This window comes from Pseudomonas sp. (assembly GCF_046581935.1).
Taxonomy (GTDB): domain Bacteria; phylum Pseudomonadota; class Gammaproteobacteria; order Pseudomonadales; family Pseudomonadaceae; genus Aquipseudomonas.
The window spans coordinates 60,161-73,132 of the sequence record NZ_JAYGFK010000005.1 but is presented as its reverse complement, the minus strand read 5'-3'; the positions used below and the strand labels follow the sequence as shown (position 1 = coordinate 73,132).

Annotated in this window: 12 protein-coding genes; 5 read left to right on the top strand and 7 right to left on the bottom strand. The window is 57.6% G+C overall.

Going from position 1 to position 12,972, the window contains the following annotated elements:
• Window positions 1-73 precede the first annotated feature (73 nt).
• The 3 genes from VCA57_RS05115 to VCA57_RS05105 form a co-directional block, all read right to left on the bottom strand.
• Window positions 74-1,948 carry an MFS transporter gene (locus VCA57_RS05115; protein ID WP_411183883.1) on the bottom strand — a complete coding sequence of 625 codons (1,875 nt, stop codon included), beginning with the start codon at window positions 1,946-1,948 and terminating at the stop codon, window positions 74-76.
• 106 nt (window positions 1,949-2,054) lie between these two features.
• Window positions 2,055-2,384 carry an AzlD domain-containing protein gene (locus VCA57_RS05110; RefSeq protein WP_411183882.1) on the bottom strand — a complete coding sequence of 110 codons (330 nt, stop codon included), beginning with the start codon at window positions 2,382-2,384 and terminating at the stop codon, window positions 2,055-2,057.
• On the bottom strand, window positions 2,384-3,097 hold the full coding sequence (locus VCA57_RS05105) for an AzlC family ABC transporter permease (RefSeq protein ID WP_411183881.1): 714 nt from the start codon (window positions 3,095-3,097) through the stop codon (window positions 2,384-2,386). The genes VCA57_RS05110 and VCA57_RS05105 overlap by 1 nt, the downstream gene beginning before the upstream one ends.
• A 167-nt stretch (window positions 3,098-3,264) precedes the next feature.
• Here VCA57_RS05105 and VCA57_RS05100 point away from each other — a divergent pair, with 167 nt between their 5' ends.
• On the top strand, window positions 3,265-4,521 hold the full coding sequence (locus VCA57_RS05100) for an MgtC/SapB family protein (RefSeq protein ID WP_411183880.1): 1,257 nt from the start codon (window positions 3,265-3,267) through the stop codon (window positions 4,519-4,521).
• Between the two features lie 375 nt (window positions 4,522-4,896).
• On the top strand, window positions 4,897-5,874 hold the full coding sequence (locus tag VCA57_RS05095; protein WP_411183879.1) for an alpha/beta fold hydrolase: 978 nt from the start codon (window positions 4,897-4,899) through the stop codon (window positions 5,872-5,874).
• Window positions 5,875-5,950: 76 nt separating this feature from the next.
• Here the strand turns inward: VCA57_RS05095 and rmuC are convergent, their stop codons facing one another.
• The 4 genes from rmuC to VCA57_RS05075 all read right to left on the bottom strand — a co-directional run bounded on the left by rmuC (window position 5,951) and on the right by VCA57_RS05075 (window position 9,657).
• The gene (rmuC, locus tag VCA57_RS05090) at window positions 5,951-7,315 is read right to left on the bottom strand and encodes a DNA recombination protein RmuC (protein ID WP_411183928.1); all 1,365 of its coding nucleotides are present in this window, start codon (window positions 7,313-7,315) and stop codon (window positions 5,951-5,953) included.
• A gap of 236 nt (window positions 7,316-7,551) precedes the next feature.
• Window positions 7,552-7,959 carry a tetratricopeptide repeat protein gene (locus tag VCA57_RS05085; RefSeq protein WP_411183878.1) on the bottom strand — a complete coding sequence of 136 codons (408 nt, stop codon included), beginning with the start codon at window positions 7,957-7,959 and terminating at the stop codon, window positions 7,552-7,554.
• A 379-nt stretch (window positions 7,960-8,338) separates the two neighbouring features.
• A complete protein-coding gene (locus tag VCA57_RS05080; protein ID WP_411183877.1) occupies window positions 8,339-9,091 on the bottom strand; it encodes an RES family NAD+ phosphorylase in 753 nt (250 codons plus the stop codon).
• A gap of 197 nt (window positions 9,092-9,288) precedes the next feature.
• The gene (locus tag VCA57_RS05075) at window positions 9,289-9,657 is read right to left on the bottom strand and encodes an antitoxin Xre/MbcA/ParS toxin-binding domain-containing protein (protein ID WP_411183876.1); all 369 of its coding nucleotides are present in this window, start codon (window positions 9,655-9,657) and stop codon (window positions 9,289-9,291) included.
• A 144-nt stretch (window positions 9,658-9,801) separates the two neighbouring features.
• Between VCA57_RS05075 and VCA57_RS05070 the strand changes: the two genes are divergently transcribed.
• The 3 genes from VCA57_RS05070 to VCA57_RS05060 are packed head-to-tail and all read left to right on the top strand — an operon-like array spanning window position 9,802 to window position 12,971.
• A complete protein-coding gene (locus tag VCA57_RS05070; protein ID WP_411183875.1) occupies window positions 9,802-12,402 on the top strand; it encodes a YdbH domain-containing protein in 2,601 nt (866 codons plus the stop codon).
• 22 nt (window positions 12,403-12,424) lie between these two features.
• The gene (locus VCA57_RS05065; RefSeq protein WP_392539624.1) at window positions 12,425-12,616 is read left to right on the top strand and encodes a YnbE family lipoprotein; all 192 of its coding nucleotides are present in this window, start codon (window positions 12,425-12,427) and stop codon (window positions 12,614-12,616) included.
• A gap of 10 nt (window positions 12,617-12,626) precedes the next feature.
• Complete coding sequence (locus tag VCA57_RS05060; RefSeq protein WP_411183874.1) at window positions 12,627-12,971, top strand: YdbL family protein; 345 nt, start codon at window positions 12,627-12,629, stop codon at window positions 12,969-12,971.
• Window position 12,972: the final 1 nt, after the last annotated feature.

Below are 12,972 nucleotides of genomic sequence, written 5' to 3'. Positions count from 1 at the left end.
AGAATTAGCGCCATGCCAGACGCTATGTTCGGCTCAAAACAGCGAGAGGTCGCCCTACGCAAACAACTCGCGATCAACGTCGTTCACCACGTAGATCGCCTACCTGAGCCTGCAACAGCTCACGCTTGGCCGCTTCGGCCGCCACCGGTGCACCCGCCACCAGGGTAATACGCGACCACAGGCGCTTGAACAGACCCTTGTGCGGATCACGGCTGAAGAAACTGCCCCACAACCCTTGTAGTGCCAAAGGAATCACCGGCACCGGGTTTGCTTCGACAATGCGTTCGATGCCGCCCTTGAACTCATTTATCTCGCCGTCTGTAGTCAACTTCCCTTCGGGGAAGATGCACACCAGCTCGCCATTTCGCAGGTATTCAGCGATTTTCTTGAAGGCAGCGTCATAAATCAGCAGGTCTTCATTACGCCCGGCAATCGGCACAGTGCCGGCGGTGCGGAAGATAAAGTTGAGCACGGGCAGGTTGTAGATCTTGTAGTACATGACAAAGCGTATCGGCCGGCGCACCGCGCCACCAATCAGCAGTGCATCGACAAACGACACGTGGTTGCACACCAGCACCGCTGCCCCTTCATCAGGAATCGCCTCCAGCCCCTTATGCTCAACTCGGTACATCGAGTGGCTGAGCAGCCAGATCATAAAGCGCATGCTGAATTCGGGAACGATCTTGAAGATGTAGCTGTTGACCGCGATGTTCATCAGCGAAATGGTCAAAAACAGCTGCGGAATCGACAGCTCAGCCACGCTGAGAAAGAGGATCGAAGCTATTGCCGAAGCCACCATAAACAGCGCGTTAAGAATGTTATTGGCAGCAATCACCCGCGCCCGCTCGTGCTCTGCTGTGCGCGACTGAATCAGCGCATACAGCGGCACGATGTAAAAGCCACCAAACAGACCGATACCGAGAATAGAACCGAGAATCCACCAGGCCTGGCCAACGCTCAAGACGCTCAACCAATCGTGCGCAACTGCTGCCTCAGGGAAGCCGCCGGAAAACCACCAGAGCGCGACACCAAACACGGTCAAGCCGATTGAGCCAAATGGCACCAGGCCGATTTCCACCTTATGCCCACTCATCCGCTCACAGAGCATCGAACCCAGGGCGATGCCGACCGAGAACACAGTGAGAATCAGGGTGACCACGCTTTCATCGCCGTACAGCCACTCTTTGGCATACGCCGGAATTTGCGTCAGATAGACCGCGCCGAGAAACCAGAACCACGAGTTGCCGACCATTGAGCGAGACACCGCCGGACGCTGGCCCAGACCAAGTCTCATGATCAGCCAGGACTGGCGAAAAATGTTCCAGTCCAATTTAAGCTCCGGCATGGCCGCCGCTGCAGCGGGAATTGCCCGACTGGCCAGGTAACCCAGCACTGCCACCAGCACGACGCACGCGGCAACAATCGGCGCGTAGCCAGTGCTGGCCATGATGACGCCAGCGCCAATGGTCCCCGCCAGGATGGCAAGAAAGGTGCCCATTTCCACCAGAGCATTGCCACCCACCAGCTCCTGCTCGTCAAGATGCTGCGGCAGAATCGAGTACTTAACCGGGCCAAACAATGCCGACTGGGTGCCCATGGCAAATAGCACCGTCAGCATCATGGGCAGATTGCCCAGCAACACGCCGACCGCGCCCAGCAACATGATCACGATCTCGGCGAACTTGATCTTGCGGATCAGTGAGTCCTTGGCAAACTTCTCGCCAAACTGGCCACCGAGCGCAGAGAACAAAAAGAACGGCAGGATAAACAGCAAGGCGCAGAGATTGATCAGCAACGCCTTATCGGCCCCAGAACTGATTTTGAACAGAATGGCTAGAATCAACGACTGCTTAAAGATGTTGTCGTTAAAAGCACCTAACAGCTGGGTAATGAAAAACGGCAGAAAGCGCTTTTTGCCCAATAATGCGAATTGAGAGTGTTCGGTCATCGTCCGTGTACCTGTGTGCAAGGTTGTAGGCATTTGACTGTAAGAACACCCGACAACGCCACAGCAAAGCGAGTTTTTTGCTGGGTTTTCGGCAAATCACCGGCAATCACACCGGCAACTGCCCCAACAACCCACGCAACACAAAGAACACCAACAAGCCACCGCCAATGGTTGCTAGCAAATGCCGCGTTAGCACAGCAATAGCAATCGTCGCTAGGCCAGCCAACAAATAGGCATTGTGCAGATTGAACGCCCAGTGCTGGCCATCAGGAATGAGCATACCTGGCAGCACAATGGCACTCAGCACAGCGGTCGGCACATAGTGCAGGCCCTGGCGCACCAGGGGCGGGAAACGCAAATCTGGAAAAGCAAACAAGCTGTAGCGAATGGCAAAGGTAATCAGCGCCATGCCGAGAATCAGCAGCCAGATATCCATCAGGCAACCTCCCCGCTTGAGACGGCCACCTTGCGGCGCTCCAAGATCACTCCAATCGCGATACCGCTAAATGCAGCCACCATCAGTCCCAGCTTGTATGGCCAGGTATGACACAATAGTGCGACGGCACCCGCGACCACTGCAGCAGCAACTTGCGGCTGGTTACGCAATGCCGGCACGACGATGCCAATAAAGGTTGCCAACATGGCGAAATCCAGCCCCCAACCAGCCAAATCCGGGACGTTTTGACCAAATAGCGCACCGACCAGCGAACTGCCCACCCAAGACATATACAAGGGCAACGCCACCCCGGCGTGATACCACTGGCCATGCTCAGTCATACCGTGCGCCAAGTAATAGCGCTGAGCCACGGCAAAGGTTTCATCGGTCAGACCGAACGCCAGCGGCACCCGCCAGCGTTGTGCGAGCGAACCGACATAGGGCTGCAGCGCCGCGCTGTAGAGCACATGACGTAGATTAACGATCAGGGTAGTCAGCAGAATAACCAGCGTGCCACTGCCCAGGGTCAGCAGGCTGATGGCGATAAATTGCGCCGAACCGGCATATACCAGCAAGGACATGCCCAGCGCCTGGGCGAAGCTGAGCCCAGCCAGACTGGCCAGCGCGCCGTATATCAAACCGAACGGCAGAATACCGACGATCATCGGAATGCTGTCGCGACTACCATAGAGAAAATGCTGCAAACGGCTCATGCGCCCTCCTTAATGCAGCAAGCCTGACGTGTCACGGCCGCTTGGTCTTGAACAATCTTGCGCATCATCACAAGCGCCCACTGAGTTACAAGCGCACACTGACTTAGCGCAATGCATCCGATAGCTCACTGGCTAAACTGCCCTCACCCTTCGCTCAGGTCGCACTCATGCCGGAAGCCCTCGACACCTTGCTGAATTTCGCCAGTGCGCTGGCCGCAGGCCTGTTAATTGGCGCTGAGCGGGGCTGGCAGGGACGTAATATCGATGACAGTCAGTTGGCTGCGGGAATACGTACCTTTGCCCTGAGCAGCTTGCTTGGGGCCTTTGCCATGCTGCTTGGCGAACACTTCGGCGTGATGGCCTGGGCCGTGATCTTTGCCGGCTTTGCCATTCTTGTAGCGGCCTCCTACTTTGGCGAACTGCAACGCCTGGGTGATATGGGCCTGACCAGTGAAGTGGCGCTGCTGATTACCTTCCTTCTAGGTAGCCTGGCCATGGCTGACTATGCCGGGGTCGCCGCAGCAGGAGCCGTGGTAGTGGCACTGCTGCTGAATCTCAAGCAGCCCTTGCACAGCGCTCTGCAACGACTTAGCGCAGCGGAACTGTCCGGCGTACTGAAGCTGCTGTTTATTTCCTTGGTACTACTGCCAGCACTGCCCAATCAAGGCTACGGGCCCTGGCAGGCATTTAACCCTTACGCCATCTGGTGGATGGTGGTGCTGATTGCCAGCATTGGCTTTGCCGCCTATGTGGCGATCCGCCTGGTGGGCATGCGCAGTGGCCTGCTGATAACCTCACTACTCGGCGGTATGGTGTCGTCCACAGCGATGACCGTGACCCTGGCGCGAATGTCCGCAGGACGCAACCTGCACATGATTCTGGCCTGCGGCCTGCTCGCCACCTCGGCCTTGATGTTTCCGCGCATTCTGCTGGAAGTCGGCTTGGTCAATGTCAGTTTATTACCACAGCTGGCCTGGCCTCTGGGCGCAGCCACCCTGGTCTATGCCGGCGGCGCGCTGCTGTACTTCATACGCGCGCGAACGCAAAGCGAGGAAGCGGCAGAACCACCACTGAAGAACCCCTTCGAACTGGGCCCAGCATTGCGTTTTGCAGCATTACTGGCGCTGATCCTGTTGCTGGTCGAGGGCGCGCAGCGTTGGCTCGGCGACATGGGCGTGTACCTCGTTGCCCTACTCTCAGGGCTGGCCGACGTGGACGCCATCACCCTGTCGCTGGCACGCAGTGCCCAAGGCGAATTGAATGCCCAGGTAGCGGTGCAGGGGATTTTTCTCGCTGCGTTGAGCAACAGCCTGGTCAAAGCCTGCCTCGTCGCCCTTATTGGCGGCCGCAAGTTGGCACTGTTGACCGTGCCGGTAATGGCAGCTGGGCTGCTGGCCGGTGCTGCAGTGTTGCTGCTGTTATAAGGCGATGCGCAGAACAACAGGTTGAACAGCAGCGCACCTGCCACTGTACGAGCATCTGCGCTCGCCCTATCAGCAATAACCCTCACGACAAGCGCCAACAACGCCCCAACTAAGGGCTGGAATTGCCATGCGCGCCCTCTCAGCTAAACGATAAAAAACCACGAAACCCTTTTGCTAGAGCCTTTCACGGCACATCAGCAGCCCATGAGCTGAACAGCAACAATGCCTAGGCAGGAGCGATCTTCACGTCCAACAATAACCGGGATAGCCCCGTAGTCAGCCATCCAATTTGGAGACGCCCATGCCCACTCGCCCTGCCTTACCCATCACGCATCCTCGCTTCGTATCGCTCATCGACCCGCGCCAGAAGCCCGCATGAACGCCTCAGCACTGCAGCCAAACGTGAACCTAAAGGTCAAACAATTGCGCGTTCAAGGCGATGGCGTAGCGCTGGCGAGCTACCGCTGGGGCAACGCGAGTGGGCCAACCCTACTGCTGGTGCACGGCTACCCGGACAATCACGAAATCTGGTTACCGCTGGTACACGAACTGGCCAACGATTTCCAGATCATCGCCTATGACGTACGCGGTTTTGGTGCCTCGCAGATACCGCGCGAATGCCAGGACTATCGCCTAGAGAAACTGGCAAATGATCTGGAAGCGGTGATAAAGGCTCTAAGCCCCAATCAGCCCGTGCATTTAGTGGCCCATGACTGGGGCTCGATTCAAGCCTGGGAGGCCGTCACAGAACCGCGTATCCAGCCATTACTGGCGTCTTACACCAGCATCTCCGGCCCCTGCCTAGATCACGTCGGGCACTGGATGCGTGATCGCCTCAAGCAAAAACGACCAAGCGCGATGTGGCAAGTGCTCAGCCAACTCGCCAGTTCTTGGTACATCGCCCTTTTCCACATTCCAGTGCTCGCAGAACTGACCTGGCGCTGGGGGTTGGCGCGCAACTGGCCACGGCTGTTAGCGCTGGTTGAAGGCCTGGCGAATGTTCCAATCAGCACAAGTCAGTGCTCGGACGGCGTACACGGGATCAAGCTGTACCGCGCCAATTTTATCCGCAGCCTGGGTAAACCACGGCTGCGCTACACCCGAGTGCCAGTGCAGCTGATCGTGCCAACCGCAGATCGTTTTGTACGCCCGCAACTGTTTGAACAATTACCCAAATGGGCACCCACGCTATGCCGGCGCGAAACCAACGCAGGCCATTGGCAACTGCTGCTCGAACCGAAGCAACTGGCGGCCTGGCTACGTGAGTTCAGCCAACACATACAGGGCAGCGTAAGCCATCACCAGCAGCACGAGCCACTAACGCCTAATGCCACGTCTAATCAGCCTGGATAGCACGGCATGCAAGTAGGAACGTTTATGGATACACCCGCTGCACTGCGCTTACAGCGCCTGGAACTGGCGACACGCCCTACTCGGCCACCTCATCATCCAACTGCATTACACCGGCTGCCTGCTCAAGCAGATCAACAGGCAGGCTTTTGCTGGCACGGGCTCCGAGCAGTTTGAGATTTTCCACCCGGCTGATGATATTGCCACGACCATCGCAGAGCTTGTTGCGCGCCCCGGCATAGGCCTTATCCAATTGCTGCAGGCGTGCACCCACTTCATCCAAGTCCTGAATAAAGGCGACGAACTTGTCATACAGCGCCCCGGCACGCTCGGCGATCTCGCGGGCGTTTTGGCTTTGCCGCTCCTGTCGCCACAGGCTGTCGATCACCCGCAGCGTAGCCAGCAAGGTAGTCGGGCTGACGATCACAATGTGTTGATCGAAGGCTTCCTGAAACAACCCCGGATCGGCCTGTAGGGCCGAGGCAAACGCGGCTTCGATAGGCACAAAAAGCAGCACGAAATCCAGGCTGTGCAACCCTTCCAGACGTTGATAGTCCTTCAGTGACAGCCCCTTCAAATGCCCGCGCAGGGATAGCACATGTTGCTTCAAAGCCTGCTGGCGGCTGCTGTCATCTTCAGCGGCAATAAACTGTTGATACGCCGTCAGACTGACTTTGGCATCCACCACCACTTGCTTATTACCCGGCAACTGGATCAATACATCTGGCTGAAAGCGCTCGCCGTCGGCGCTCTTCAAGCTGACCTGAGTCTGGTACTCGCGGCCCTTCTCTAAGCCGGCGTGTTCCAACACGCGTTCCAGCACCAACTCGCCCCAATTGCCCTGGGTTTTCTGCCCCTTGAGGGCGCGAGTCAGATTGGTTGCCTCATCACCCAAGCGCTGATTGAGCTGCTGCAAACGCTCCAACTCCTTACCGAGGGAAAAACGCTCGCGCGCCTCCTGCTGGTAACTTTCTTCCACGCGCTTTTCAAACGACTGAATGCGCTCTTTGAGCGGATCAAGCAGCTGACCGAGTTGCTGCTGGCTGGTTTCCGCAAAGCGCTGCTCGCGCTCATCGAAGATCTTCCCAGCGAGCTCGGCGAACTGCGCGCGCAACTCATCACGTGAGCCTTGCAGATCGCTCAGGCGCTGCTGATGACTGTCCTGCTGTTCTTTGAGTTCGGCACTGAGGGAAGCGCGCAATGCATCCAGGCGACGGATTTCCGTTTCCTGCTGTTCGCGCTGGAGGGTCCAGCTCTGCGCCGACTCACGGGCGATCTGCCGCTCCTGCTGGAGTAAATCGCTCTCACGGCGCAAGGCCGCCAGTTCAGCCTGCTGATCAGCCTTGATCTCGCTGATCTCGGCGACCTCCCCACGACAATCATCCAGCTGCGTAGTCAGTCCAGCCTGAGCCAGCAGTGCATTACTTAGGCGCTCCTGCAGCAGGCTGAATTCCAACTGCTGGTTAGCCAGGCGGCGCTGTTGCGCCCAAGCCAAATAAAGAAGAGGAAGTGCTGCAGCGGCGAAGCCGCACAACGCGGGCGCCAACGTAGTGAGCAGATCGATAGGCATAAACAGCTCCGCATAAAAGTACTGGCAGTATAACCAGTACCCTAGGGTCTGTTACCGGTTTATCGCGAGCCGCGTTGCTGCGAGTGAAACGGCAACAGCCCCAAGCAGAGTCAGAGCTGTTTGAGCAGTTGCTGCGCTTCTTGCGAGCCTTGTCCGGCGGCCTGCTCTAGCCAGAACCGGGCTTGTTGCGGCTCGAGACTGCGTGGCTGGCTATACAGCTGCCCCAACTCCAGTTGAGCACCCATGTCGCCCGCACGGGCAGCTTGGCGCAGCAACTCAAAGCCCATACGCCGATCGCGTTGGTTGCCGCAATCACGGCAAAGCATTTGCCCCAATCGGCTTTGTGCCTGCACAACACCTTGCAGGGCTGGCTGCTTGAGCAAACGGCCGGCAAAGCGTTTAACGCTGTGGGCGTGACCAATATGTGGGCTGTCCAACAGCCAAAGCGCAACACGCGTAGGCAGGCGAGGCACGGCAACAGAATGGGCTGCAGGTATACGAGTAATCGCGCGAGGCATAAAAAGCGGCGGTGGCTGGAAAGGCGCGCCACTCTACTCTTTTTTTCGCCAAGGTAAAGCCCTGAAAAAAGCGCCAACCGGCGGTCTAGAGCAAGCGCTTAGCTTAATCCACAGAAGCTGTGGATAACTTCGTGGATAACATGGGTGCAAGCGTCCTCAGCGCCTATGCTGTGGGGCTCAAGGTCAAACTGGTGATTTTTTCACCAGTGCAAAAAAACCATATATTTCATTGACTTATAAAATGAATAAAAAGAATCAAGGGTTTACGTCAATCAACGCACCCTGCTTGACAGAGCGCATCGCAATTGTGCACAAGTCTATGCGGCACGCCGTCGCACTGCCCTTTTACAGGGCAAACTCCCTGTAAAAGCCGCCCTATCTAGGCCGGGCGCGGCAAGCGGCCATCTTGCTGATAGGTCGCTAGAGAGAAAACCCTGGGGGTATCCGGAACCTGAGCACTTTTGAAGGCGACATACTCGCTGGTGGTTTCACATAACCAGCTCAGCAGATTGCGCGGGCGCTTCTCCGCCAGCGCCCCGGGAATGAATAGCGCAACATTGTTGCCCTTGAGCGGGCAGCGCGCTGAACGGTATTCGAACGCTTCAACCCCTTCCACACGCATACTGGCACCCAGCGCCTGACAAGGTTGATAGGCACTGGCATGACACAGCTGTGCCTGATACTCGTTAAAAGGCGGGCGCTGCAACTGCACGCCGCGCTCAACCTGATAACGCGCCTCAAAGGTGCAGTGTTCAGAAAGGATGCGGCCACTGGGCGGTGCCACGCTCATGCCATCCCAGAGCAGGAAACGGTAGTACGCGGCCTCAGCCATCGCGGTTTCGATGCGCAACGCGCCATAAAACAGGCTCGGCTCATGCACAGAGCCAAAGCGCGAACCCCAACGCAATGGTGGATAGCGGAACGGGGTTTTCAGCAAGTAGTGCAGCGGCTCGGCGCTCAGCGGCAACGGCGGCTTGCTGGTTTCCAGCAACTCTTCGAGTAGCGCCTGTTCAGCCAACGTATCGACTAACTGCAAAGTGGCGACTTGAGCCTGGCTCTCGACCAAGCGCACCAAGCGTCCCCGCAACGGTTTGATCTGAGCTGGGCCTTGGCAGTGTTGCCAGATATCCATGGTGGTGTTGTCCTTAACTTTTATTATTGTTGGGTACTGCGCTCACATCTTGCGACGTAGAAGCTGCTTAGGACCTCGCGAGCTAGAGTCCTGCAAGGCAAAAACAGGCGAGGAAGCGGAGTGTACTTTTGTACATGAGCATTCCGAGCCTGTTTTTAACGCAGCAGGGCCGACGCGCAGCAGGTCATAAACAGCTTCTAGCCTTTGCCGCGAATCGCATCGAGATACTCCACTACTCGCACAAGCCCCTGCACCTGCTGCATCAAGGCCAAAGGTGGAGCATCAAGGTGGCGATTATCAGTCCGTAGAAAGTGCTGCATATCTGCCAAGTTGCCGCCAAACAGGGCGAACAACGAGCGGTAGATGCGAATCAGCAACAGGGCCAGCTCGCCGGTTTTACTGTGCACCCGCAGACCACTCTCGGCCCAACGCGAGATGGCGGTGCGGTGCACACCAATGATGTCCGCCAGCTCCTGCTGAGTCAGGTCGAGTTGCTCGCGGGTATTGAGCAGCGCCTTGGCCAGCACCGCATCGGCGTCGGCAACCGGTCGAATTAATGCGCTCATCACGGCCTCCACTTATCGAATGTCTATTAACAACAAAAATACCACCAAATGCTGTAATTACACAGCACAGAATAACCGGTGATTGGCAGCCTGCTGCACATGGGTTAACGTCCAGCCACGTAACCCCACTATGGATCAGTGCTTATGCCCAGCCGGCGTACCTGGCTGCGACTTATCGGTTGCCTGGCTTTACTGCTCGCCCTACTAAGCGCTTACGGCTACGTAAGCCTGGGCAAACTGCTTGAACGCGAGCAGATAAAAGACCTCGATTGGCACGGCTTAAGCCTGTCCTCTGAAGGTATCCAGCTTGACCAGCTCAGCTTGCAGCACCCCAACGGCGCATTGCAGCTGCAACACCTTCAACTGCAGTGGCACGGATTCAGCCTGGCGCTGCCCTTTTGGCAACAGATTTATATCGCCGACCTGCAACTAAGCCTGCCTGCTCAGCCCGGTTCCGCCAACGCTGACAACACGACCATAGAGGTGCAACTTGAGCAACTTGCCAGCGTTGCAGCCTCACTACCGCAGCACCTGCAGATTGCTGCCCTGCAGGTCGAACTGCCCTGTGCGGACACCCGCTGCCGCCTGGTCGGTGACTTGCAACTGCTAAAGCAACCCACAACGACTGGGCAGCAGCTCGATGTGCAACTCAACCTACAACAGCAACAAGACCAGCTGCGCTGGCACGCACAACTGCAAGGCGACAGCACACTGGCAGAGCTGCAGTTAACCCTGGCCATCAACCAACAGCCCCAACTGCAACTCAATAGCAGTTGGCAGCGCACAGCCACTGACCAGCTCTGGCAAGGTCAACTCAGTGGTGATCTGCAACAAGGCAAGGTGCTGCAAAGCTGGCTCAACCAATGGCTGCCCATCGATACAAATAGCCTGCCTGCTGCTCCAAAGGCAGCGCAGTTAAACGCAAACTGGCAATTGCAACTCGCGCCCGGCGCGCTCAGCTTGGCGCAATTGCAACACGCCAGCGGCCAGTTCAAGGCCAGCGCCAACCTGCCAGAACCCTGGCCGATACCGGGTATTGGCCAGCTACAAGGTAGCTTCAACGCATCAGCCCACACGCAAGATGACGAGTGGCTAGCAGACAGCCTGATCGCGGACCTTATCCTGCAAAATTTGCCCAGCGACCTCATCAGCGACCTGCCGCCAGAGCTGCATCCCGAGTCCCTGCAGCTGAACATCCAAGCCACGCCAATGCCCGCCGTAGTGGCAGAACAACTAAGCGGTCGCGCCCTGCCCCTGCGGCTACATCTGACTGGCAAGGGGCGCAGCCAGTTTGCACTGCAGGGCACGCTGATCCTGGCCAACGGCCTGCCCTGGGCCGTGCAACTGCTGGACGGCAGCCTCAGCGCCAGCAGCCCTGCACTGCAATTAGCCAATTGGGATATCGGCGCCCTGCAAACGCAATTGCAGCTCGACGGCTACATGGATGCACAGCAGCTCGATCTCATCCTGGATAAAAACTCGCACGTAAGCCTACAGCAGCTGATTAATGGCGATTTGCACGCACAGCAGATAAAGGCCAGCACCTCGGCGCTGCAACTGCATGCACAACTGGCTGCCGGAGCGCTAATCGACTGGCACCTACAAGGCCCCCTCGACTTGAGTGCGCAGCTACTGCATGGCCAACTGCTGCCGCAACGCTGGTACTGGCAAGGCCCCGTGGAGGCCGACCAACAGCAGGTGGCACTAAACGGCACCCTGCACAACGATGCCAGCCTGCAACTCAAGCTGCAGGCGCAATACAACAGCGCCCAGGGCCTCAGCCTAAAAGGTCAACTGGCGGAGCTGTTTCTGCGCGGAGGCAACCCCTTGCAAGCCAGCTTCAGCGCTTGGCCGGCGCTGCTGGAGCTGAATAATGGCCGTTTGAATGCCAGCGCAAGCCTCAGCCTGGCCAGCGACCAACAATTACCCACCCTCGAACTGGCACTTACCGGCAAAGGCCTGGGTGGGATTTATGACCGCACCGCCATAGAGGGCATGGACGGCAAGCTCAGTGTGCAAATCGACCCTAAACAGCTGCAGCTTGAGCTAAGCGAATTACGCCTGGCCCAAGCCAACCCAGGCATCCCAATAGGCCCACTACAGCTCAAAGGCCGCTACAGTGCCGCCCTGCAAAAACCCACGCAAGGTCAGTTACAGCTGCAGCAAGCCGAGACAGCCTTGATGGGCGGCCACCTGCGTCTGCCAGCCGGGGAGTGGAACCTCGCCGCCGAACCACTGCTGTTCCCTGTAGGGGTGCAAGGCTTGGAACTTGAGCAACTGTTTATCCTCTACCCCACAGAAGGCTTGGCCGGCACGGGCACCCTCGACGGCCACTTGCCACTGCAGATCAACCAGCAAGGCGTGAGCATCGAGCAAGGCCAATTGAGCGCACGTGAACCCGGTGGTCGGCTGCAGTTCCACTCCGAACGCATCCGCGCCCTGGGGCGCAGCAACCCGGCGATGCAACTGGTGACTCAATCGCTGGAGGACTTCCGCTTTACCACCCTCAGCAGTCAGGTCGACTACAGCCAACAAGGCAAACTTGCCCTAGCGATGCGCCTAGAGGGACAGAACCCAGCCATCGAGCAGGGTCGCCCGATCCACTTCAATATCAATCTGGAAGAAGACATCCCGACGCTACTGGCCAGCCTGCAACTGACCGACAAAGTCAGCGACATCATCAAACAACGCGTGCAACAGCGTATGCTGCAACGCAATGCCAAGAAGGCTCCGACAGAGCCATGATTCATGATCAAGGAGAAGTGTCATGCGCTTGCGTAGTTGTTTCGCCGCCCTGCTGCTAGGTCTGCTCAGCACAGCCTGCACGCCGACCGTGCAACTGGCGATGCCCAACGAGCCGATCAACATCAACCTCAATGTGAAGATCGAACACGAAATCTATATCAAGGTGGATAAAGCCCTGGACAGCATGTTCAGCGAATCCAGCGGATTGTTCTAAGGAGCCCGAGATGAACCTAACTAAACGCCTCGCCAGCCTGTTGTTGCTACTCAGCCTGAGCCTGCCGGCGCTAGCCTTGAACCTCAACGAAGCCATGTCTGCCCTGGGCGATGCCAAAGCCAGCGGCCAACTGGGCGAAATGCCCAACGGCTATCTGGGGGTTGTCAGCGGCAGCGGCCAGGCCAGCGAAATAGCCAAGCTAATCAACCAGGCCCGCCGCGCCGAATACCAGAAACTGGCCACTCAAAACGGTATTCAAGTGAGCGATGTAGAGGCTATTGCCGGGCAAAAAGCTATCGACAAAACCCCGACTGGTCAGTACATCCAGCTTGAAGGTAAGTGGCAACGTAAATAGC